Origin of the sequence: Cytobacillus firmus (assembly GCF_023612095.1) — a bacterium.
In the GTDB taxonomy this organism is placed as follows: Bacteria; Bacillota; Bacilli; order Bacillales; family Cytobacillaceae; genus Cytobacillus.
This window is the reverse complement of sequence record NZ_CP086235.1, coordinates 2,043,896-2,066,430: the sequence shown is the minus strand read 5'-3', so window position 1 is coordinate 2,066,430 and position 22,535 is coordinate 2,043,896. Positions and strand designations below refer to the sequence as shown.

The 22,535-nt window shown below is 40.7% G+C and carries 20 protein-coding genes and 2 pseudogenes; 3 read left to right on the top strand and 19 right to left on the bottom strand.

What is annotated here, in order from left to right:
* Window positions 1-468: 468 nt before the first annotated feature.
* The 12 genes and pseudogenes from LLY41_RS22455 to LLY41_RS10460 form a co-directional block, all read right to left on the bottom strand.
* A complete protein-coding gene (locus LLY41_RS22455; RefSeq protein ID WP_370460332.1) occupies window positions 469-651 on the bottom strand; it encodes a glycoside hydrolase family 30 beta sandwich domain-containing protein in 183 nt (60 codons plus the stop codon).
* 30 nt (window positions 652-681) lie between these two features.
* Window positions 682-1,284 (bottom strand): annotated as a pseudogene (locus tag LLY41_RS10510) (glycoside hydrolase family 30 protein); the annotation flags it as partial.
* Between the two features lie 197 nt (window positions 1,285-1,481).
* Complete coding sequence (locus LLY41_RS10505; RefSeq protein ID WP_095245179.1) at window positions 1,482-1,673, bottom strand: hypothetical protein; 192 nt, start codon at window positions 1,671-1,673, stop codon at window positions 1,482-1,484.
* A 34-nt stretch (window positions 1,674-1,707) separates the two neighbouring features.
* Window positions 1,708-2,154 carry a YaiI/YqxD family protein gene (locus LLY41_RS10500; RefSeq protein ID WP_095245180.1) on the bottom strand — a complete coding sequence of 149 codons (447 nt, stop codon included), beginning with the start codon at window positions 2,152-2,154 and terminating at the stop codon, window positions 1,708-1,710.
* A 564-nt stretch (window positions 2,155-2,718) separates the two neighbouring features.
* The gene (locus tag LLY41_RS10495) at window positions 2,719-3,780 is read right to left on the bottom strand and encodes a hypothetical protein (RefSeq protein ID WP_095245181.1); all 1,062 of its coding nucleotides are present in this window, start codon (window positions 3,778-3,780) and stop codon (window positions 2,719-2,721) included.
* A gap of 13 nt (window positions 3,781-3,793) precedes the next feature.
* A complete protein-coding gene (locus LLY41_RS10490) occupies window positions 3,794-4,831 on the bottom strand; it encodes a hypothetical protein (protein ID WP_304587896.1) in 1,038 nt (345 codons plus the stop codon).
* Between the two features lie 163 nt (window positions 4,832-4,994).
* Window positions 4,995-5,975 carry an N-acetylglucosamine kinase gene (locus LLY41_RS10485; RefSeq protein ID WP_095245183.1) on the bottom strand — a complete coding sequence of 327 codons (981 nt, stop codon included), beginning with the start codon at window positions 5,973-5,975 and terminating at the stop codon, window positions 4,995-4,997.
* Entirely contained in the window at window positions 5,968-7,044 is a 1,077-nt protein-coding gene (locus LLY41_RS10480) for a serine hydrolase domain-containing protein (RefSeq protein ID WP_095245184.1), read from the bottom strand. The genes LLY41_RS10485 and LLY41_RS10480 overlap by 8 nt, the downstream gene beginning before the upstream one ends.
* A gap of 29 nt (window positions 7,045-7,073) precedes the next feature.
* Window positions 7,074-7,910 (bottom strand): carbohydrate ABC transporter permease, encoded by an 837-nt coding sequence (locus tag LLY41_RS10475; protein ID WP_286137393.1) that lies wholly within the window; start codon window positions 7,908-7,910, stop codon window positions 7,074-7,076.
* Between the two features lie 17 nt (window positions 7,911-7,927).
* On the bottom strand, window positions 7,928-8,821 hold the full coding sequence (locus LLY41_RS10470) for a carbohydrate ABC transporter permease (protein WP_095245185.1): 894 nt from the start codon (window positions 8,819-8,821) through the stop codon (window positions 7,928-7,930).
* Between the two features lie 147 nt (window positions 8,822-8,968).
* The gene (locus tag LLY41_RS10465; RefSeq protein WP_304587895.1) at window positions 8,969-10,342 is read right to left on the bottom strand and encodes an extracellular solute-binding protein; all 1,374 of its coding nucleotides are present in this window, start codon (window positions 10,340-10,342) and stop codon (window positions 8,969-8,971) included.
* A gap of 56 nt (window positions 10,343-10,398) precedes the next feature.
* Window positions 10,399-11,277: a MurR/RpiR family transcriptional regulator gene (locus LLY41_RS10460; protein WP_179289059.1), complete on the bottom strand. Its 879-nt coding sequence runs from the start codon at window positions 11,275-11,277 to the stop codon at window positions 10,399-10,401.
* Between the two features lie 535 nt (window positions 11,278-11,812).
* Between LLY41_RS10460 and LLY41_RS10455 the strand changes: the two genes are divergently transcribed.
* On the top strand, window positions 11,813-12,838 hold the full coding sequence (locus tag LLY41_RS10455) for a GIY-YIG nuclease family protein (RefSeq protein ID WP_286137395.1): 1,026 nt from the start codon (window positions 11,813-11,815) through the stop codon (window positions 12,836-12,838).
* A gap of 79 nt (window positions 12,839-12,917) precedes the next feature.
* Here LLY41_RS10455 and LLY41_RS10450 read toward each other — a convergent pair whose 3' ends face one another.
* Window positions 12,918-13,970: a tetratricopeptide repeat protein gene (locus tag LLY41_RS10450; protein ID WP_286137397.1), complete on the bottom strand. Its 1,053-nt coding sequence runs from the start codon at window positions 13,968-13,970 to the stop codon at window positions 12,918-12,920.
* Between the two features lie 405 nt (window positions 13,971-14,375).
* Window positions 14,376-14,477, bottom strand: a complete 102-nt coding sequence (locus LLY41_RS10445; protein ID WP_286137398.1) for a putative holin-like toxin — start codon at window positions 14,475-14,477, stop codon at window positions 14,376-14,378.
* A 411-nt stretch (window positions 14,478-14,888) separates the two neighbouring features.
* Between LLY41_RS10445 and LLY41_RS10440 the strand changes: the two genes are divergently transcribed.
* The gene (locus LLY41_RS10440; protein ID WP_095245188.1) at window positions 14,889-16,151 is read left to right on the top strand and encodes a dicarboxylate/amino acid:cation symporter; all 1,263 of its coding nucleotides are present in this window, start codon (window positions 14,889-14,891) and stop codon (window positions 16,149-16,151) included.
* Here the strand turns inward: LLY41_RS10440 and LLY41_RS10435 are convergent.
* The 5 genes and pseudogenes from LLY41_RS10435 to LLY41_RS10415 form a co-directional block, all read right to left on the bottom strand.
* On the bottom strand, window positions 16,148-16,531 hold the full coding sequence (locus LLY41_RS10435) for a GIY-YIG nuclease family protein (RefSeq protein WP_304587890.1): 384 nt from the start codon (window positions 16,529-16,531) through the stop codon (window positions 16,148-16,150). The two genes, LLY41_RS10440 and LLY41_RS10435, sit on opposite strands and share 4 nt — an antisense overlap.
* Window positions 16,532-16,548: 17 nt before the next feature.
* On the bottom strand, window positions 16,549-17,304 hold the full coding sequence (locus tag LLY41_RS10430) for a DUF2087 domain-containing protein (RefSeq protein WP_095245190.1): 756 nt from the start codon (window positions 17,302-17,304) through the stop codon (window positions 16,549-16,551).
* A 1,011-nt stretch (window positions 17,305-18,315) separates the two neighbouring features.
* Window positions 18,316-18,873 (bottom strand): GNAT family N-acetyltransferase, encoded by a 558-nt coding sequence (locus LLY41_RS10425; RefSeq protein ID WP_304587887.1) that lies wholly within the window; start codon window positions 18,871-18,873, stop codon window positions 18,316-18,318.
* A 194-nt stretch (window positions 18,874-19,067) separates the two neighbouring features.
* Window positions 19,068-19,511, bottom strand: a complete 444-nt coding sequence (locus tag LLY41_RS10420) for a CBO0543 family protein (RefSeq protein ID WP_304587885.1) — start codon at window positions 19,509-19,511, stop codon at window positions 19,068-19,070.
* Window positions 19,444-20,555 (bottom strand): annotated as a pseudogene (locus tag LLY41_RS10415) (DUF2515 family protein). Before LLY41_RS10415 ends, LLY41_RS10420 begins: the two are co-directional and overlap by 68 nt.
* A gap of 79 nt (window positions 20,556-20,634) precedes the next feature.
* Here LLY41_RS10415 and shc point away from each other — a divergent pair.
* A complete protein-coding gene (gene shc, locus LLY41_RS10410) occupies window positions 20,635-22,497 on the top strand; it encodes a squalene--hopene cyclase (RefSeq protein WP_304587883.1) in 1,863 nt (620 codons plus the stop codon).
* Window positions 22,498-22,535 lie beyond the last annotated feature (38 nt).

Below are 22,535 nucleotides of genomic sequence, written 5' to 3'. Positions count from 1 at the left end.
TGCGATGATATGTCCTCGAACCGGCTCACCCACAACTGCATGCGTGCCCCCGCCTGTGGCCGTAACAACAACTTTATTTTTATCATAAATAATTACTTCTAAAGACAAAACAGATTTAATGGCTTCAGCCACTAAGTTCACTTCTTCTTGAATTTCAAAAAGGATTGATTTACCCATTAATATCCTCCTCGCAGATTAGTTCCTCCTAATGAGCAGGAAAGTTTATAAAGTTGCAGATACTATATATCATTCGATTTGAAATGTGAAAAACCTCTGGAAAATTCTGAATATTCATTAAGTATTAGTGTTTTTTAATATCTCTTTGGAAAGATATATAATCGATAAAATAGTTAAGAAATGGATAAGACACCCTACAAAATTGTATTAAGAAAAAGCACCTGATACATGCTTACAAGTCTTACACAATATACAAAAAACAGCCCCCATTCAGGGCTGTTCTCCTATCTATCAATAAATAATAATTGTCGCTACAGAATGCTTCGGAAGAATAAGCATCATACTTTTACCCCCAAGGGATATAGATACTTCTTCTCTACTGTCATTCTCATTCATCAATACCGCCACCGTTTCACCATTGATATTCTCAAGGGCGGTGGCCAATAGGCGGTTATTTGATGCCTGGATGCCAATTCGCCTGGCTACATGCTTAATGAACTTGCTGAAATGCCCAATATAATAGTAGGAGCTGTTATTGTAAACCTCATCCTTCTTCGTATCCACAATCACTGGCGCATCACAGTAGTTCCCCACATGATTCGGTCCGTCTTCTTCATTCAGCACGAGATTCCAGTCAATCCATAATTCAAGATGATTGTTCAAGTCGCCGATGATGTTTCGGCCATACCGCTCACCCGTATGCCATTCGCCCATCTGTGGACCGCCTTCTATGCACCCTTCTGTGAAAATTAAGTGCTTGTCAGGGAATGCATCGTGAACCCTGGAAAGATTCTCAAATTCCTCAGACACATACCAATGGACTCCCGTTCCCCACAACTATTTAGCAGCTTCTGGATCGGACAGGACGGCTTAGGCTCTCTCGAAAATGTCATTACGGTTATGATCCCAGATGATAATCTTTACATCACCATGGCCATGTTTCTCATGTGGATTTTTGATAAAATCCCGTTCTTCTTCTCCTGTGTAAAGGCAGGAGTCCCATACCTGCCTGGCTTCAGGTTCGTTCTGAATGGTGATTCCCCAGATGGGCACCCCTTCCTCCTCCATCGCCGCTATGTACTTCGAATAATACCGTCCCTCTGTGATTCAAGATATTTATTAGTCTCAAGCCCTCGTTAATATGTACATTCTTCTACAAAGAGAACAATTATATGTCGTTCGAATACGCAGTAGCGTTGTACTGCGTAGCAACCCACTTCATAATTTGGTCACTAACTTAATCCACTTATAACCATCCAACATTTATAACAGAATTTTTAGTAAGTATAATTAGATATAAGAGTCTACTTTTTGGGCTGATCAAGTGCTTGGTAAGCTACCTGATACTTTCCTCCATCCGCAACTTCTGAATGGTACAAGGCCTTGAGGGCATTGTTTTTCTCAAGACCATGCTCAGCCTTCAGTTCTTTAAAGCGTGTATGGAGTTCTTTATTTCCCTTAATTAGTTGTTGCATTTGCGATTTAAAATACTTCAAAATATTTAGCTCCTTTCTGAATCTCTAATTTAGCTTAAATTTTAGGTGAAATAACCTGTTTAAAAAGATCCCTAAATTGCTCCCGGTCTTCTGCTGTAAAAGGCTTTGGTCCCTTCGTTCGCTGTCCGCTTTTTCTAGCCATTGCACTTAAATAACGTGTTTGTAATAATTGGTCAATATTTTCATTTGTATATCTAAATCCTTTATGGTGGAGGACGGTAATTCCTTTTGCTAAACCTAGTGACGCAAGACCATAATCTTGCGTCACGATAATATCTCCTTTTTCCACTAACTTCACAATCCGATAATCTGCAGCATCTGCTCCAGAATCAACATAAATGGTTTTCACTCCTGATGGCTGTTCTGCATTAGAAAAATGAGAAAAGCTTGTAACAAGGATAACCGGAATTTCAAAATCCCTTGCTTCTGCAATAATAATATCTTTCACCGGACAAGCATCTGCATCCACATAAATTTTCATCTTTCCCTCCTGTTAACAAGTTCGACTTACTATTTAACTTAATCTTTTTCAACTATAAAAGAGACTAGTGACTTTTGCTTAAAAATAATCAAGTGTTCTTCCTTTTGCTGTATTTTTCTATCCTCATATTATACTTTATAGAATTTTGTTGGCAAATGGTCGTTCAATGGCCTACAAAATAGGTAGCTAAAACATCTGCTTATCTTAAATCTCTAGGATACCTTAGAACTAAATACTTGATTAGAATGTCACACATTTTATAGATGTAAAAGAAAAAGGATAAATGAACAGGATAATCACCTGTATACATCTATCCTTTTTATACAACAAAAGTCATCATTTACCACAATAACAATATTGTTTATTCAATTTGCATATATGGGAGACCACCTAGTATTATGGGGGAAAACCAAATAGCTGTAAAAACACAGGGACGGTTCACATGTTTCTCTTTCAATGTATGAACGCGCGAACCGCCCCTTGTTTCCAATTACTTTCATCCTGAAGCCATAAAAAGGCAAACTCAAATATGACGAGTTTGCCTTTTGTTTATACTAACATTTACTAGTTCTCACCTGAAAATCCTATCTCATTTGAAACGAAAAGCTTTAGACTTCCAAACGTGTGAGTATCGTTTTCATCCTCGTTAAAGACATTCAGTTTCACTTCAACGTCCACAGCATCTTTAGGAATTGTCACTACTTTTGAGCTTTCTCCATCCAGGTCATCATAAATTAGTCCGCTTATGAGACTATCGTCTTCATACAAACTCATGCCAATTTCAAATGTGATGGATAAGTCAAAATTCCATGTCCAGTTGTAATGAATGTAGATTTGAACTTCATCAGTCGTAAATATCGCTTGGAAATAGGAATCATTGGTGTTCAAGGGACCGATCCTTACCTCATGAGACTTAACTGTATGTGTTTCGGAATCCGCTGCACGTGGATCAAAAAGACCCGAGTCATCATCCCTAATGAATAAACTGCCTCGGTAATGGATTTTCCTGAACATTTCCGATGGAGGTGACCATTCTTTTAACAGTGAACTTTTGTTTGCAATCACGCATTGTCTCTCATTTAAATTTATTCCCTTTACTGTTTTATTCATTAAATTACAGGGTTCGATGTTATGAATTTTATCAGCAGGGTCAGGATTAATCGGATCATCGTACTTTCCGTGTTCACGAACCATTAAGGCATGTCCAAGCTCATGTGCTAAAAAGTCAGAAGAGGCAACAGATGTTAAGACAACAGAGAATCGCTTTTGGTCATTCTCCTCCTGAAAGTAAAAGCAAGAAACAGAGTTTCCTTCAAAAGCACCTTCCCCAACATAATAGACAGCCACTTCATCCTCATTGCACTCTTCCCGGACAGCCAGTAATTGTTTTAGCTTTTCATTTTCTGGGGTATTCGGAATACTGCCGCATACTTTAATTTCTTTATTTTGAAAAGAGACATTAAGGGCAGGCAGCTTTTCCGGTGTAAATCTGTTTTTCACTCGGAATTCGATGCCGCATTGAGCCAAAATTGCCGAAGCTCTACGAACATCTTCTATAAGGTCATGATCACTTTTACTCACATCTCGGGTAAGATAGACACAAAGTTTCACACATTTGTTCCTCAATTTTCCAGCCTCCTTAAGGATTGGGGTCGATCTCGTTTGAAATGAATAATACTAAATGGCCTTTTTCGTCAGAATTATCTTCCTCATCATTAATAACCTCAGTAGAAAAATGGAGGTTCTGAGCATCCTTTGGAATGTGAATTGAAGAACCTTTCCAACCCTCTGCATCATCGTCATCGTAAAGGGTTAAGAAAGACTTCAGAGTAATCGAAGAATCCATACTCCAGTAAAATTTCAGCGTCACCAGAATCCGAACTTCATCTACAACATGCGAAAACTCCCATGTATTCACAATGTTAGATGGATTTACTTTCAGCTCTTTATGTGGCAAATCGAACATTTCCATGTCATTGGAATCAGGGAAATCATAGTCTACAATAAATAAGCTTCCGTGGAATTTTATAATCCGAAAAAGATCTGCTGGCGGCAGGGCATCCTTTAACAGAATGCTATTATTCGCCAGCCTGCATTGTGGCTGAGAAATTTTGATTCCCGTTACCGGTGTATGCATCAAGTAACATTGATCCGTATTATGAATCCGATCTGCTGGATCCCTTTTCGGATCGGGATCATCAAACTTGCCATCAGTCTCTCGAACGAATAACGCGTGTCCTAATTCATGGGCTAGCTGATCGGAGTTTATGGCACCAAGTGTTAAGACAATCGAGAAACGTTTTTTCCCATTTTCTTGCTGAAGGTAAAAACACGAGTTAGTGACTCCATCTGAAAACGTGTTTCCATCCACATAATAAACCGCAACATCTGTTTCCTCACATTCTGGCCGGAAGGACAACATATTTTTTAGCTTTGTGATAACCGGCGTTTGAGGAACAGCTGCTAAATTTCCGCAATGGGTAATTTCCTTATCAGCAAATAGGAAATCTGCCAATTCCCGTTTTTCAATCGGAGTAAATAATTTCTTTATCTTGAATTCAATCCCGCACTGATTCCAAATTAACGATGCCCTTTTAACATCATTTTCAATATCAATGAGTTCGACTCCACCTCTAGGCGTAATATAAATACAAAGGTTTACCATCTTATTGGCCAATTCTTCACACCCCCGCTGGAATATTTACTGCTATACGCTATTATTTCCAGATTCCGTGATTATATGGGTTTGGTTTAAGTGAAATTGGCATAGGCGAAACACAGGGACGGTTCTGGCGTTTCACGGTGAAACTCCAGAACCGTCCCTCTGTTATCTAAAAATACTACTTCAATCTGTCCCAACTCATTTCTAAATTCTTTTTCTTCCTTTCATCTATCAAAATCCCACTCTCCTTTAGTGCCATCAGGTAGGCACCAATAACTGGAGGGAATGCTGGAAAGATAAGCACCTCACCCGCATTGGACTTCATATAAGTTATAAACCCTTCTCGAAAAGAAGTATTTGAAAATAGTCCGCCATGAATAACTATAGGCAATGAATCAGCGGGCATTAATCTCTTCTTTGCAGCACGGACTAATATACACAGCTCTTCGATCGCTTCCTTTATTATTCGTTTGGCTGCTGGATCATTACTCTCCGCTGCTTGCATGACTAGCGGCGCAACACTGGCAATTTTTAAGCGCTCACTTGCATTTCCATAAATACTGGAGATAAGTTCTGGGGCTTCTTTAACGTGAAAGTGTTCCTTGATTAAATTCGTTAATAGAGGAGCTGCTTCTCTTCCATCATAGGATTTCATGACGGCCTGAATGCCTTGTTGACCAATCCAATATCCGCTTCCTTCGTCACCAAGCAGAAAACCCCATCCCCCTACCCGAACGTGATCACCAGTTAAGGGATTGACCCCATATGCAATGGATCCTGTCCCGGCAATTAGAATGATGCCTGGCTCTCCCCAGGTTCCGGCAGCTAGTGCTGCGAGAGCATCATTTTCTATTGCCAGTTTATGTTTATAAGAGGTGAGCATAAAAAACGATTTGATTGTTTCTTTATCTTTTTCTCGTCCGCATCCGGCCAAATATAAATGAATGGATTCAACCTCATCCTCATGGGAGAAAGATGCCATTAAGACTTCATCAATCAGTCCCAGTAAAACATTTTTTACATGCTCATGCGGATTGGAATGGATATTGGTTGATTCACCAGCAGTCGCCGCAAGAATCCTGCCTTTTTCGTCACCAATCACACATTGTGTTTTAGTTCCTCCGCCATCAACCGCAATCCATCTCTTCCTTTTATTCATCGCCTTTTACCTCGTGTTCGTCTTCCATCACTAAGGATATTAGATTATGGGTAATTCTCCTGAATCGGGAAATATCCGTTTCCCTGCCAAAATGCACACGATTCGTTAGGATAATCACTGCGAAACGCTGTTCGCCATCAAACCATATAGAGGTTCCTGTGAATCCGGTATGGCCAAACCCATTTTGGAGATATTGCCCCGAAAAAGAGGGCTGATCATATAATTGCCAGCCAATCCCTCGCCGTAAATTCAGATTTTGGGTCTGGCATTCTTTGCTTAAATCTATCGTTTGTTTAGATAGAATCTTCTGGTTTCCAATGGTTCCTCCATTTAATATCATCCTCGCAAATTTGGATAAATCCTGTACAGTAGAGAAAAGACCCGCGTGGCCGCTTACCCCATGGAAATGGTTTGCGTTTTCATCGTGAACCTTACCCCACTGATACTCTTGAAGATCGCTGATAAACTCTGTAGCAGCTATTCGATTTATCTTATTAAATGGAGGATTAAAATGAGTATCAGACATCCCTAAAGGTTCATAGATCTTTTTATTAGCAAAAGCTGCTAAAGACATTCCAGTGAGTTTCTTGACCATATATCCAAGTACGATAAAATTTAAATCACTATAGATAACCTGTTCTCCTGTTTTCATTCGACTCTTTATTTGAGAGATTAAGTGAATGGATTCTTCCAAAGTATAATCATTTTCATAAAACTTTATTTCCGGCGGAAACCCGCTTGTATGGGTTAATAAGTGCTTGATTGTTATTTCTTTTTGAAACACCTCAAACTGCGGGATATAGCGATGGACAGGATCATCCAGATCCAGTTTGCCGTCTTCAAGTAAAGTTAAAATGACGGGAAGCGTCGCGGCAACCTTTGTTAATGAAGCTAAATCAAAGATTGTATCCTCCTTCATTTCGATCCCCTTTTGGGTATGGGCAAATCCTGAAAAGTGAATATAGGGCATAGCATTAGGAGTTACAACCCCTACCACGGCACCAGGTATCTGTTTTTCCTGTACTGATTGATCAATAAAAGATGTAACCTTGGAAAATGTATTCTTCATGATATGTAACCACCTTTTTCTATTACTGCTTATCCTTTCACTGCACCTTCCGTCATCCCTTTAACCACATGACGCTGGAAAAGAGCATAAAAGATGATTACCGGGACGACAGCTATGGTCAGGCCTGCAAACAATACTCCCCAAGCACTATTGTATTGTGCATGTGTAGCCAGCAGGTCCATTTGCACACCAAGCGTATTTTTGCTATCGGTTTGTAAAAGAATGAGTGCCATAAAATATTCATTCCAGAATGAAACGGCATTTAAGATGGATGCCGTAATGATCCCTGATTTTACTAAAGGGGTAACTATTTTTAACAGAACACCATATTGTGACATCCCGTCGATAGCGGCTGCTTCTTCTAATTCCCGCGGAACATTTCCCATAAAGCTGGTTAATATAAAAATCGTGAACGGAACATGCGAGATCGCGTATACAATGGATAAAGCCCATAGGTTATCCAATAAATTCATCCGCATTAATAAAAAGAATAAGGGAATCCAGCCAAGAACAGACGGAATCATCATCGTTGAGAGGTACGTATTAAATAAAATGTCACTCCCTTTAAACCGGAGCCTTTCAAGTGCGTAAGAAGTGGGAATTGCCAGGACCAAACATAAGAAGGTCCCAAGGATCGTGACGAAAATACTGTTTATAAATGCGGTGCCGATATTGAAATCAGTCCAAGCCAGGACAAAGTTTTCAAAGTTAAATGTTTTTGGCAGGGACCATGGTGAAGCGTATATTTCTGCATTGGATTTAAAGGAACCGATAAACATCCAGAGAATGGGATAAATAACCACAACAGACCAAAGGATTAATGGAATTCGAACGGCAAGCGCTGATAAAAATCGGACATAACCCAAAATAAACCCCTCTCCCCTTAATATTCTACTTTTTCTCTTTTTAAAATATATTGCAGGATCAGTACGGTAACCAATGATACCGCTAAAATTAAAACACCTATGGCTGCACCATAGCCGAATTGAAAGTCTTCAAAGGCCTTTTCATACAGATAAGAACCCATTACCTCTGTCGCATTCCCTGGTCCGCCATTTGTCATAATCTGAACAATGACAAAGGATCCATTTAAGGAGGTAATCACAATATAAATAATGGATGTCTTAATCTGCGGCCAAATGAGTGGTACGGTTATGTTCCAGAATTGCTGCCATTCGCTTGCTCCATCGATTTCAGCAGATTCATAGAGACTTTTCGACACATTCATGATTCCGCCCATTAATAAAAGCATAAACAGTCCGATGCCAGCCCATACGGCTGGCAATACCAGACTGGGAAGCGCCCATTCCATGGAACCAAGCCAGGGTCTCGTCCAGCTTTCCAGACCGATCGCTGTAAGCAGCCCATTGATAAGCCCAATATCCGGATCAAAGATAAATTGCCATAAGATCCCGATCACCACAACAGACATGATATTGGGAAAGAAGAATACAACCCGATAAAACGGTGCCTCTTTAATTCGAAGCTGTGTTAGAGCAACAGCAAAAAACAAGGATAAAATCATAATCCCTATTACTTTCGTAAACACGAAAAAATAATCATTGAATATAGATTTCAGAATGACAGAGTCATTGAATAATTTTTTATAATGTTCTAGCCCTATAAAATCTTTAACCGCACTTGTTCCCGACCATTCAAAAAAGGATAAATAAAGGCCATTGACAGCAGGATATACTGTAAAGACAAGAAACAAGATAAAAGTAGGCAGCAAACAAAATGCCAGAAAAAGATGTTTTTGCGTTTTCGACTGTACCATCCCATCACTCCTTCCTGGAAAACAGAATATAGATTGTCATCGTTTATGTATAAAAGAGAATGAAAAGCATTCAGCAGCTTTCCATTCTCCTTAAATCATGAAAAAGAGATGCTTTCTGCTGCATTCTGCAGCACCAGGCTTTTGCGATTAATTTCGCAATTCTTTTGCTTTATCCCGCATGGTTTGGACAAACTTTTCAGCATCAATTCGGCCCATTAATAGCTCAACGATTTGAACATGCAATTCATCCGTCATCTCAATCGAAATTTTTTGGTCTTTGCCTTCAGGTGTATTTCTGTTATAAATTTCAATCGAACCTGGGTTATTGATCATGTCATTGATTCCTTTTAAGAATTCAGGCACCTGTTCATTTTTGGAAAGATCTACATTTTTTAAGTTCATAATTGCACCAGTTGATTCTGCAAATTTTTGTGCATTTTCTTCGGTAAAGAGGTATTCTACGAACGCTTTGGCTGCTTCTGGATTTTCAGCTTCTTTGGCAATCGCCACAGGACGAATGTCTGGTACCAGTGCCATTGCATCTCCATCATCATTCATAGGAGTTGGCATAAAGCCATATTCGAAGTCCTCCGGTGTATCAGCTTTCATCTCGGTTGGCAGCCAGAATCCTACAGGAATATAAGCATTTTCATGCATAATAAAATTCATTTGCGTCTGTGTATGACTGCGGGCGGCAAAACCTTTATCCACCATCCCTGCATCGACCATTGCTTCGACTTTTTTCATGACTTCCATCACTTCTTCACTTTCCCAAGCTTCCACAACTCCATCAGATAAATCATTTAATAGCTCTTCCCCGCCAGCAGCTGCAAAGGCAGGATTTAACACGCCACGCTGGAAGTACTGCGGATATTGACCCGTTGTTATGAATGGAGCAATGCCAGTGTCTTTCTTGATTTGTTTCATGGAAGCCAGCCAGCTATCAAAATCTTTTGGCGCCTCCCATCCTTTCTCTTGGAACCACGCATTGTCATACCAGACTCCCCACGTATCAAACACAAGCGGCAATGTGTAAATCGCTCCGCCATCTAATTCTTCAGCGGGTGATATAAAGCTTTCGAGCAGTGGACTTCCATCTTCTAGTTTAAGAGCCTTTGCCCAATCACTCAGGTCCATGAGCTGTCCATCACTAATCATTTGTGTTTCACTTGAACCATTTCCATCAATATAGACAACATCCGGCGGATTATTGGAAATCCAGCGTGTTTTCATCTCTGTATTGATATCTGGCCCAGCATGTTCAACAATTTCAACATTCGGATATTTTTCTTTGAATCCTTCAATTACTGATTTCCACCATCCGTCACCATATCCGCCAACAAAGTATTGGATTTCTAATTCTCCAGCGATTTCACCATCCGCACCGCCTGATTTTTTCTTTCCTTCTTCTTTGCCGTCTCCTGATGAAGAATCAGAGGTACATGCTGACAGCATCCCCATTACTAGAATAAGAGCCATGATCAGCATTCTTTTCCCTTTCATCATTGCTTTTCCATTCATGCTTTGACACCCCTTTAGTTTATTATTCAACCAATGCATGTGAATGTTATTAGACCTCATACATTGGGTAAAAACTTGCTTCTGGAGCCCGTAAATCTGTCTTGAATCACTTTCCTGGTTTTTTCTAAATAATCTACAGACTGTTCGTAATTGAGGGACGCCAGCCCTGTAAACAAGATATCAATCACATTTAACTGCGCAATTCTGGAAGCTGTGGCTCCGCTTCGAATACTCTGTTCACTTATAGATACAAACAAATTAATATCTGCCATTTTTTGCACCGTGTTCGTCGAATAGCCTGTTAACGAGATAACAGCTGCTCCATTGGCACAAGCAATTTTAAGGGCATCAATGATTTCTTTTGTCTCTCCCGAATAGGAAACGGCTAACACTACATCGTCTTCCTGAAGGTGGACCGAAGTTGTTAGCATGTAATGGCTATCCGTTACTGCTTCACACCATTTATTGATTCGTTTTAATTTTTGCTCAAAGTCACACGCTACAATCCCAGACGCCCCAACGCCAATGACGATTATTCGCTTGGCTCTATCTAATATGGTAATCGCCTCTTCTATTGATTTAGGATTTAAAATAGCAAGCGTACTATTAATCGAATACATATTATTATTAGAAATGGACTTAATGATTTCTGTAAGAGACGCACCTTCTGATATATCCTGGTATTTATTGCCTTTCTGATCCTCCTGGCTAATATAAGCAGAAATACTGATCTTTAACTCACGAAATCCTTTAAAATGCAGCGAACGACACATTCGAATTATCGTAGCTTCGCTTGTATTTGTCTTTTTCGATAACGTCGCAATCGGCATGTCCAAAATTTTCTGCGGATTTTTCAAGATAAACTCTGCCACTTTTTTCTCCGAGGGATTCAATATCCCAATCCCCTGCCGAATACGATCCAATCCTTTTTGCATCGCCCTCTCCTTCCTTTTTATGTAGTAAAACTTCTTCAGCATTACAAATCTATGTAGCTTTACTACATTTTATTTTTAGAATTTTACAAAATCAATAAATTTTTTGTAATTTTCAAATAATTATACTTATGGACTAATTCCTGGGATATAAAAAAAGAAAGGATTATTTTAAAAAGGAGAGAAAAGGCACATTTCTATTAAAATGACGGATTTATTGCCTATCATCCGATTAAACACAGCAACTCACCGCTAGCCTATTTATTACCATAGTTACATTGCTTCTGTTGATACAGACCCTGTTTAATCTCTTCAAGCCCAAATACTTCTTCTTGTATTTTTAACAGCAAGAAAACCTCTATCACAACCTGCCTAATAAATAGACACAAGTGGTCCATACAATACCCAAATCAGGGAAATAGCTGCAGAATCCCCTCCCATGATAAAATACTAAATATATATTCTAGTAAAGGAATGAATAGCTATTAATCTCCCAGAAAAGGTGAAAAACCTGCCCTTAACTCCAGGCGTCTATCTGATGAAGGATTCGCAGGGCCAAGTTCTGTATGTGGGGAAGGCGAAGAATCTTAAGAATCGGGTTCAGTCTTATTTCCGGAACTCTACGAACCATTCACCAAAGATTAAAAAGCTGGTCAAACACTTAAGAGATCTTGACTATATCCTGACAGATACCGAATTCGAGGCTTTTATGCTTGAATGCCAATTAATAAAAAGCATTAAGCCGCTCTATAATCGGATGATGAAGAGTCCGCAGACATTCATATATATCTCAATCGGCCTTACCGGCCATCACCGTAAGATTGATATTGCCTTTGATCCCAGTGAAAATGACAGCAAAGTTTATTTTGGCCCTTTTACAAGCCGAAGAAGAGTGGAAGAAGCTATCCGGGGGTTAAAGGAATGCTTTAAGCTAAATTGCAGCAATCCCAATGGATCGAACTCCGCCTGCCTGAATTATTCCTTAGGCTCCTGCCTTGGCCGGTGTATTGGCGGTCCTGCCGAACAGCAGTACAATGACATCCTGGACAGGTTTATCGGTTTTCTGAAAGGCACGGACATGAGTATCTTAGAGGACATGACTCAAATGATGCTGGACGCCTCTGAAATCTTTGATTTTGAAGCGGCCTCCACCTATCGGGATCATATACAGGCAGTAAGCTCCCTGTTAAAAAAAGAAAAAGTCATCGAATTCACCGAAGAAAACCATAGTATCGCTGCAATCGAAAGATTAACGGATTCATCGATTAAACTGTACCTTATGAAAAGGACGGAGATTCTGTTCAGCCAGAGCTATGGAGCAAACGGTAATATTAGTAAAAAAATAAAAGAGAACATTTTAGCTTATTTTAATAAAGATGAAAATCCACCCGGTGAGATTACCAGACATGAAATCGATGCAGCCCATATTATTTACCGTTATTTACACAGCGGCAGCTGCTCTTATCTCATCATTCCAGAAAACTGGCTGGACGCTGAGAATCATTCCACCCTGGATCTCGCAATAGAAGATTTACTAAATAATACGAAGCAGACCCTTTTATAATGAAAAAGGGGCTGTAATGCAAAGGAGCCTAATTGACTGGTTATAAAAACCGCTGATTTGGCTCCTCATTCGTTCATTTTCAGTTCACATACAGATTCGCAAAAGCATCATCGACCCTGAAGAGGATGGTAAATGGATGGGCTCCATTATAATAATAGGCAGTCTCTCCCCTGTCTTCGGTTACATCAATCATCTCAGGCATATCCCGTAATTTTGCCCTGAGTCTTTCTATGGATTTGGTGAAGGTGCTCTTTTTTACCTCCCCATCACGCCCCGTTCTTCCGAAAAAATCGCGCATTGTGATTCTCGTACTTGGATTTTCCCTGCTGGAGCACAGCATGAAATGTCTGATCATATTCGCATCGGTTGGCGTGATGATGGCATCCTGACCATTAAATAATAGAATATTTTCCCGGTCGTTAAAGTACAGAACCATCTCACCTTCTTCACTGTTTTCAAATAGATGTTCGCAAACATCCTTTGAACATGTCTCCGTTTTATTTTTGGTTATTTTGTAGAAGGCATGGTTATGTAAGTAGGTTTCATTGGCTGATGATGCTTCAAGTAATGGGGACAGCTCTGCGCTCGGCAGCTGATCCGGAGATGGGAGTTTTTCCATCGATTCAAAGGACTCGCCCGCAACATGCAGCCCGCAGTTGGCCAAATATATGTGGGCATGGAGTTCCTGCTGCTGATTGAGGCTGTAGCTTGGGTCACCTAAGAGCTGCTTACTCAGGGACTGCTGGAAATAGCGGACAGCTGAACCGTATTTGCCATGTTTATAAGCGAGGCAGCCAAGACGGTAATAGGCAATCGGCAGCTTTTGTTCTAGTCTAATCGCCTTGAGCAGTGACTCTACTTCATCACTGTCGTCCCTGAAGTGATTCATTTTTAAGTAGGTTCCATATTTAATAAGATACGATACCAGCAGTTTTTTTGTTTCCTTTAGTGCGTAATCATAATAGGGGCCATTATTTCTAGCAAGATTTGTAAGCCTTTTGTACATCGTTTCATAAATGATCACCAATTGCATGTAATAGCTGTAATTGCTTTTTTCCCCGTTTTCATGAAGGTCATGTTCCAGTTCTTCCAGCGCGTCCAGGGTTAAGTCTTTTATCTTTAAAGTTCTCATCTTTACACCCCAATCTTTCAAAACGTAACACTTTTCACTATAAAGAAATCAGCGGCCAGTTTCGCGCGAATATTGTCGAATGAATTGTGAAAATTTCGTAACATTTCTAACTAAATTTTTGAAAAATACGAACAAATGTTTTATAAAATACAAATATCAATTTTCATTAATGAGGGCAATTATGAAGCAGGAGGCATGGGAAGCGGGAGAGCTTGAATAGTCAGAACACTTGATGAATAGAATTTATTAGTATATTATTAAAATAAGAACACAACATAAAATAAAGACTCAGGTGCTGTCACACCCAAGTCTTCATCTTAGCTACTCCGCAGTATAAGTTTGCGGTGGCTGAGGTCGCGATATGAAATGACTAGTTCCACGACCCGACGGCCAAATCAGGGTGGGCTAGTCGTTTTTATTTTTGCCCGATTGTGCTGCGACAATAATTGTGACGACTAGAGTAGCGAAAGCAATCATAATACTTAGATCATCATTCGTTACGTACACGACAGCACCCCCTTTCTGACCTCGGGGGTAGCCACCGCTCCCATACCCTGCCTTGTAGCTATTCTATATTATACCATAATTGGTACGTATGTTCTATTTTCCCCTAATTAGTACCAAAAAAGGTTGAATCAGTTTCCCTCAAAAAAGTAATTTACATTCCATCAAGCTCCCCCAGAATACTAAAATCTTTCCAAACAAAAAGCCTCCAGTCTCTACTTTCCGAAACAGTAGGCAGTGCGGCACCATCATAGACTTAAATAGACTATTCGAATAGAGAAGCGTTTTTCAAATGGTGCTTGGCCAATAAAGGCGAATCAGACAGAATATAAAGAATTTTTCCATCAGCCTTCTTTTAAGATACGATTTAATTATATAATAGAGTGTTGAATTACACAGAAAGGTTGAGACATCATGAAAAAGGTTTTTGCAAATTACAAACTAACCATCTTCCTGCTCCTCTCCATCCTAATCGGTGGAGTTGCGGGAGTGGTTTTTGGCCCGAAGACTGCGGTTGTGAAGCCGTTTGGGGATTTATTTTTAAATTTATTGTTTATGATCATTGTGCCGCTTGTCTTTTTCAGCATCGCATCGAGCCTTGCGAATATGGGCGGAATGAAAAGGCTTGGGAAGATCATGGCCGGGATTTTCACCGTGTTTTTTATTACGGCTGTCATTTCCGCGATTCTGGGATTCATCGGGATTTCCATTGTGGATCCCCTGAAAAATACAGACGTCTCTGCCATTAAGAGCATCATGACAGATGCGTCCATCGATCCTGAGACAGAAGAAGTCACGTTCCTTGGGCAGCTGGTTCAGGCCTTCACGGTTCCTGATTTCCAAATGCTTTTCTCGAAGAATAACATGCTTCAGCTGATTGTGTTCTCGATTTTATTCGGACTGGCGACAGCGATGTCCGGTGAAAAAGGCAAGCCGATTGCCAACCTTCTTTCATCCGGATCAGCCATCATGATGAAGATCGTTGGATTTGTGATGTACTATGCGCCAATTGGTCTTGGCTGTTACTTCGCTACAATCATTGGTGAGCTTGGCCCGCAGATTCTCGGCGGATATGTACGTGTGTTTGTTCTTTATCTTGTTTTAACTCTTATTTACTTCTTTGGTTTCTTTACGCTGTATGCCTTTGCGGCTGGCGGAAAAAATGGCGTCAAGGTGTTCTGGAAAAATGCAATCACTCCTTCTGTCAGTGCGATTGCCACATGCTCGAGTGCAGCCTGTATTCCGATTAACCTTGCTGCTGTCAGAAAAATGGGTGTTCCGCAGGATATTGCTGAAACCATGATCCCGCTTGGGGCTAACACGCATAAAGATGGCTCTGTTCTTGGCGGAGTGTTTAAGATTGTGTTCCTGTTCAGCTTATTTGGGAAAGACATGTCGAGTATGACCAGCATTCTTACTATCCTGGCTGTTTCGTTCCTGGTCGGAGCTGTAATGGGCGCAATCCCTGGCGGCGGAATGATTGGCGAAATGCTCATCTTGAGCGTGTTCGGATTCCCGCCAGAAGTGCTGCCGATCATCGCAGTTATCTCTACGATCATTGATGCACCGGCTACCCTCCTGAATTCAGCCGGCAACACGGTATCGGCCATGATGGTCAGCCGGATTGTTGAGGGGAAGAATTGGCTGAAGGAATCCTTGCTGGCTAAACAAGCCTAAAGAAATGACGTGTGGGAACCCCACACGTCATTTTTTCGTGTTATACCCTTTTTCCCAAACGGCTGCAGCTCCTCCAGCCACTTTTCCTCAAGCTTCTCCAGCGCTTCCTTCTCGTTGAAATACGGATCATCCTTCTTTTTCAGCTTTTCAAGAATGTCAATTTCAAAAGCCTCTTTCCCAAACTGATTCCATTCGTCCTGCAGCTCCCGATTAGGCATGTAGGTGTTTGTTTCGAGTGAGAATCTGACCCCGTTCAAGCTTTTTAAATTATTGGTGCTTCCAATGAAGATTTTATTGTTCACTGTATTTTTAATTTGATAAACCCCAGCTTCAATGGGCGTTTCTTTAAACTGCTGCTTTAATTCTCGTTTGCGTTCCATGGTAATCCCCCGTTTTTCTATTTTTTAAGCCAATACTCGCTGCCATCTGGCTTTCGGTCTAAAAATCCATAATCGATCAAATACCTTCTGATCAACGCATAGTCCTCATAAATGGCCTCTAGTGCCTGATTTAACTCTTTCTCGCCATATGTGTGTTCGGCCTTCAGTCTGCCGGCAATTTCCCGCAGCACAATAAGCCTTTGCTTCTCTCTTGGCGGAAACTTTGCAAGGGGTTTATCGGCACCCTCGGGAAAGTATTTCTTTAGGATTTTCTCCTGTTCCCCCTCTGTAATGTTGTAGCGTTCATCCACCATCGTGGCTGTTTTATGGACCGGCAGGAATGCTGGTGCGTGCTCATCCTTTTCCTTCAGCAATTCCATGATTGCAAGGAAAGTCTTCGCCTGACGTTCCTTTTCTTTTAAGGCAAAACGGTGATGGCGAATGGTCGAGGTACTCCCCATGTCCAGCTTCTTCTGAATATCCTTATCGCTTTTCCCCTGATAAAAAAGCTGCAGAAGACTTTTCTGATGATCCGTAAGCCCTGTAAGCTTCTTATCCATCGAAAGCAGATAGTCAAAAACCGATATATGCTCCGTTTCAATATGAATGCGTATATACCGCTCCGCTTCGTAAAATCGATCTTTATATGGGTATACAATCCCTTTTTCCGTCTTTTCCCCGCATAACAGGCAAGTGTATGTCTCTTTTTCTTCCATGTAACCCTGTTTTAGCTCCTCTAAAGAAGCGTCCCAGAATTGATTTGAAAATTCCATCGGTTAAACACACCCTAATTTTTCTAAACAAAATAAAAATTTGTTTGTTTTATAACAAACATATTAAACTAACGTTTGATGTTAGTCAATAGTTCTTAAACGGATTTTATCTTTGTTTTCTTAATTCTAATCAAAATAGGCAGCTGTTTATCTAATAAAAAAAAGACCTTCAATGGAAGAAGGTCTTTTCCCAGATTAGTATACCGGCTGTCCAAGAGAATTTTATTTATTTTCAAAATCCCTATAGTGAATGATCTCAAATAGAATTTTGCATCCTTTTGCTTTCTTTAGCTCAATTCTTGCTTCTTCCCTGTTCTCATACTCAAACATTTGGATCCGGTCCTGTAAAAATAGTGTTTAAATCCACATATCTAATTCCTCCCTGGATAATAAGATTCCTTATAGATGAGCACGAGCCGCAGCGTCCTGAGTGCATTCAGAGGAAAAGGACTTTAATAGCTTTTTTACAAAGGTCTTCATTTTAAAAATAGATTAAAAGCGACCGTAATCAGCCAGCCAAGAGCAAATGTAAGGGAAATATATGTACCGACATAAAGCAAAACCTCCGTCATGATTCCTCCCCCAATGATTTTGTTATTTTTTTAGATAGGTTTATACTCGCTGCTAAGGACTGACCTGAATTCATCTCCCTTCCTTCTAAAATAATGTCATTATATCAAGTGATTATTAAAAAAATGTCGAACAATTGGAGCTTTACCGATTTGTAAATAGAGTGTTACCTTTCTTTAATAAAAGGACATGTTTGTTTTATAAATGCAAAACAGGAAATGAATTTCCCACCAGAAAAAAGCCTATCTCCATAGATTTTGAGGTTCCGTTTTGAGGTGCTTTTCTAAAAGCATTCACCAAAATGACAGTCCTTTTGACATCTCAAATGGCTTATAAAAAAGCAAAACTCGCCCAAAAACTGGCGAGTTTTCTTTGGTATGAATTCCGTCCCTTCTTAAACTTGTGCAAACGATAGTTTAAGTGCAGATCTTCACAACTCTATTAGACGCAATGGTTATCAATTAATTTTAAAATGGAATACATCTTTAAATCTTTATGTTCCCCTTTAACATACAAAACTTTTCTATTTATCCCTTCAAAAGACATACCTAACTTTTCCATAACACGCTCTGATCCTTTGTTTTCTAAAAAGCATCTCGCCTGAATGCGAACTAAGTTCATACTTTCGAAACCAAAAGAGATAATTGCCCTTGCTGCTTCGGTAATTAACCCTTTGCCCCAGTATTCCTTAGATAGGACATATCCAATTTCAGCACTATTGTGTTCTGGATGCCACCAAACAAAATGAACTGTTCCTATAAATTTTCCATTTTCTTTAAGCTCAATCCCCCATGGAGCATCATATTTAGGTAAAAATGAATTTATAAATTCAATTGTATCGGATATTGAAGAATGAGTATCCCAAGTTACATATCTTGTTACTTCTTCATTCGAAGCATATAAGTACATTTCTTCTGCATCATCTAATGTGATTTTTCTAAGGACGAGATGTTCCGTTTCTAGTTTTGGCACATCACCAAATTGTTCTATAATATTCATGAATTCACCACTTTAATATCATCCAGTTATAATATTTAAAAAGTGTTTGCACTAAATCCCCTCCGCAATAAGAAATATATTAACCTTAAAATATACTTTAGGTACTATTACAACTTCTTCAGTCATCGTTTAAATTCCTTCAACTAAACTTTTTCAGAAAACGGAAGCTTTTACACTATTGAAATAGGCTTTTTTCAGCGATTTCCATTCATCCATCCATGAAAGGCAGCGATCAATCCAATAAATAGGCAGTAGCCAATGAAGGTATAAAGATGATGCCAGTTTTCGGCATGAACAAATATTCCGATACTCTCTGCCATTTTTTCTGCAGCTGCCATCGCTATACTGATGGCCAATACAAACATCCACCGGAACCGGCCCCTTAAGCTTTCCATTATTTTTAATAAAGAAATCATTAAAATCGGAAGGACGGCCAGGGTGAATAAAATATTGATCGTAAAGATGTCTGAGAATGGGCGTATTGGGAAAGCATACATCCCCTTCCCGATAAAATACAAATCTAAATATGTTCCTAACAGCGATGCCAGCAGCATGGCCGGTATATAGGCTTTAATTCCAGACGGCCTTTTTGGCAAGGGCTGCGAGCTCGAGCCTTTCAAGTGTTTGACAGTATGCATGCCTGATCTCTCCATTAATCATATCGTCTGACTCCAAAAAATACTCCAATACGTGATCACTTTTATACCAATCTCCTAATTCTGCTTCAGGCTGGCTTGCATTTTTCCAGGCGATTTCAAGGCTTGGGCTAAAAATCCTCCTTCCCCCGGCCGGAGCTGGCACGACTTTAGCTGAAATTGATATTGCTCGCCTGGCACCCCTTCATGGACATCATTGAAAATATGCGGCCAATAATCCTTTCTTGAGCCGGTATGGGGATGTGCATTCGCCCATTGTTCCGTTAGGGCAAGGACCTCTTTGTCCTTAAATAGAACATCGTACAGCCTTTTCCCTAATGTAATCCGCTCGTGCAGCGATTCAAAATGATTCAATGTCTGGCCTTTCAGATGGAGAACACCCTTCTTTTGATAAGGGAAAAGGATGTGATTCAAGGACAGCAGCTCCTGCAGCTTAAATTCAAGCTTTTGAAAAACCTCGAGCTTATATTGCGGATTTTGAATCACCCTTTGTTCTAAATAGCTTTGTTCATTGATGATAAGGGCAATGGTGAGCAGATAGGGATCAGGCTTCCTCCAAAAACTATTCCAGACTGTTTCCATAAAAACCGAGATATTAAGGAACGGAAAAAGATAAAATAAGGGCTTGTTTCGCTTCAGGCTTTCCCTGTAAATCAAAAATTGAGGATACGCATCCTGAAAAATGAGCCAGTTCCCTCTTTCCAAAAAAGAAAAGAAGGATTGCTTTTCCCGATTTGATAGTAATCTGGACAGGAGCTCTCCTTTTAAATCGGTCATATTCCAGCCACCATTGCGGGAAACCATATGCCCCAAAAAGGCCCAATGGATTTCGGGATGCTGTCGGTAGAAGTCTAGGTAGGCCTTTGTCCGGGTGACATTATTTAGATTCCATTTCTTTGTCTCACTTTTTACCTCGCTCAGAATCCTCTTATCTTCATCTGATAGGTTTATCTGCTTTTGAACTTTTTTCTTTAATTCTTCTTTTAACCAGTTCATTGGTTGTTTCTTTTGAAAAAAGATAAGCATCCCTCCTCCATGAATTCTCTCTCTGTGATATGAATATGTATCTATAGGAGCAATTTAACCGGAGAGGAATGTGCATGACATGACCAAAACCGCTGCTGGCATGAAACGTCTCATTGCCGCATTAAGAAAAGACCAGTCCCCTGATGGTTCATGGAATTATCCTTTTGAAACCGGCATTTCTACAGACGCTTATATGATCATTTTATTAAGGACACTGGAGATACATGATGAAAAATTAATCCAGGGACTGGCTGCAAGAATCCTGAGCTTGCAGGAAGAGAATGGCACCTGGAAGCTTTTCCGGGATGAACCGGATGGAAATGCAAATGCCACGCTGGAGGCCTATTACGGACTACTTTATTCTGGCTATATCGAGAAGGAAGACCCTAGAATGCAAGCTGCCAAGAAGTTTATACGGGAGCATGGCGGAATGGAGAGCGCAAATGTTTTCACCAAAATTATGTTAGCCTCTACGGGACAATACCCATGGCCGGAATCCTTTCCGATTCCCATCGAGATCATGCTTCTGCCCCTGTCCTTCCCTTTCAACTTTTATCAGTTTTCGGTGTATGGGCGTGTGAATCTGGCCCCGATCCTGATTCTTTCCGAGAAAAAATTCAGCATCCAAACGAAAAACAGCCCTGACCTTTCTGACTTGCTAACAACAAGAGCCCAGTGGGAGGTCCAGCCCGAATACCGATCATTTTTATCATTGATCAAAGAAGGTGTTGAAGAGCTTTTGGGGCTGCCTGAACAGCTTCACTCATTGGCAATGGACCGGGCAATGGAATATATGCTTGAGCGGATTGAGCCGGATGGGACCTTCTATAGTTATTTCAGCTCAACCTTTTTAATGATTTTTGCGCTCCTGTCTCTTGGCTATTCCAAAGAAGAGCCCGTAATAAAGAATGCAGTTGAGGGGCTAAAATCGCTCCGGACTGATATAGACGGCCTCCCTCATATCCAATACGCAAACGCCAGTGTATGGAATACATCTCTCATAAACACAGCACTCCAATTAGCGGGTGTTTCTTCGAATGACCCTGCAGTAAGGAAAGCAAACACCTATTTGCTAAAGCGCCAGCATGATCAGCTGGGGGACTGGGCGATCCATAACCCCCATGGAAAGCCTGGCGGATGGGGATTTTCCGATGTCAACACCCTCAACCCGGATGTCGATGATACTACCGCTTCTTTGAGGGCGATCGCCATAAGTGTCGAGGACAGTTCAGAATATCAGGATGCCTGGGATCGCGGCATTCAGTGGCTTTTATCCATGCAAAATGATGATGGAGGCTGGCCTTCCTTTGAAAGAAACACCGAAAATCCATGGCTCGCCTTCCTTCCGTTTGAAAAGGGTGAATATATGTTTGGAGACCCCACCTCAGCCGATCTGACCGGGAGAACGCTGGAGTTTTTGGGGAACTATACGAATCTGCCATCTGCAGACCCTTTGATTAAAAACGCAGTAAACTGGCTGGTGGAAAATCAGGAGCAGGATGGCACCTGGTATGGGAGATGGGGCATTTGCTATATTTACGGGACATGGGCGGCAGTAACAGGGCTTGTTGCGGCAGGCCATTCAACCCATCCTTCTGTCAGGAAGGCTTGTGACTGGCTGAAGAAAATCCAAAACGAGGATGGCGGCTGGGGAGAATCCTGCCTGAGCGACAGCCAAAAATCTTATGTTCCCTTGAATGCAAGCACACTTACAGACACGGCGTGGGCGGTTGATGCTCTAATTGCAGCGGAAGACCAGCCAACTGAACAGATTCAAAAAGGAATTCACTACTTGCTGAACTCAATTGATAAAGAGGATTGGACGACTGTCTATCCAAAAGGGCAAGCTCTGGCCGGAAGCTTTTACATTCATTATCATAGCTATCGTTATATCTTTCCTCTTATGGCTTTAGCTCATTATCGGGGGAAGTTCGGGGAATGAATTAAAAAGGCGCCGGCTTAATAACAGCTGGGGCCTTT

Coding starts and splice junctions, on each gene's coding strand:
- LLY41_RS10440 (WP_095245188.1), top strand. CDS start 14,889: ATGAAAAAGGTTTTTGCAAATTACAAACTAACCATCTTCCTGCTCCTC.
- LLY41_RS10420 (WP_304587885.1), bottom strand. CDS start 19,511: ATGCATACTGTCAAACACTTGAAAGGCTCGAGCTCGCAGCCCTTGCCA.
- LLY41_RS10485 (WP_095245183.1), bottom strand. CDS start 5,975: ATGAATAAAAGGAAGAGATGGATTGCGGTTGATGGCGGAGGAACTAAA.
- LLY41_RS10470 (WP_095245185.1), bottom strand. CDS start 8,821: ATGGTACAGTCGAAAACGCAAAAACATCTTTTTCTGGCATTTTGTTTG.
- LLY41_RS10455 (WP_286137395.1), top strand. CDS start 11,813: ATGAAGGATTCGCAGGGCCAAGTTCTGTATGTGGGGAAGGCGAAGAAT.
- LLY41_RS10425 (WP_304587887.1), bottom strand. CDS start 18,873: ATGAATATTATAGAACAATTTGGTGATGTGCCAAAACTAGAAACGGAA.
- LLY41_RS10430 (WP_095245190.1), bottom strand. CDS start 17,304: ATGGAATTTTCAAATCAATTCTGGGACGCTTCTTTAGAGGAGCTAAAA.
- LLY41_RS10500 (WP_095245180.1), bottom strand. CDS start 2,154: ATGAAAATTTATGTGGATGCAGATGCTTGTCCGGTGAAAGATATTATT.
- LLY41_RS10480 (WP_095245184.1), bottom strand. CDS start 7,044: ATGAAGAATACATTTTCCAAGGTTACATCTTTTATTGATCAATCAGTA.
- LLY41_RS10450 (WP_286137397.1), bottom strand. CDS start 13,970: ATGAGAACTTTAAAGATAAAAGACTTAACCCTGGACGCGCTGGAAGAA.
- LLY41_RS10465 (WP_304587895.1), bottom strand. CDS start 10,342: ATGAATGGAAAAGCAATGATGAAAGGGAAAAGAATGCTGATCATGGCT.
- shc (WP_304587883.1), top strand. CDS start 20,635: ATGACCAAAACCGCTGCTGGCATGAAACGTCTCATTGCCGCATTAAGA.
- LLY41_RS10460 (WP_179289059.1), bottom strand. CDS start 11,277: ATGCAAAAAGGATTGGATCGTATTCGGCAGGGGATTGGGATATTGAAT.
- LLY41_RS10435 (WP_304587890.1), bottom strand. CDS start 16,531: ATGGAACGCAAACGAGAATTAAAGCAGCAGTTTAAAGAAACGCCCATT.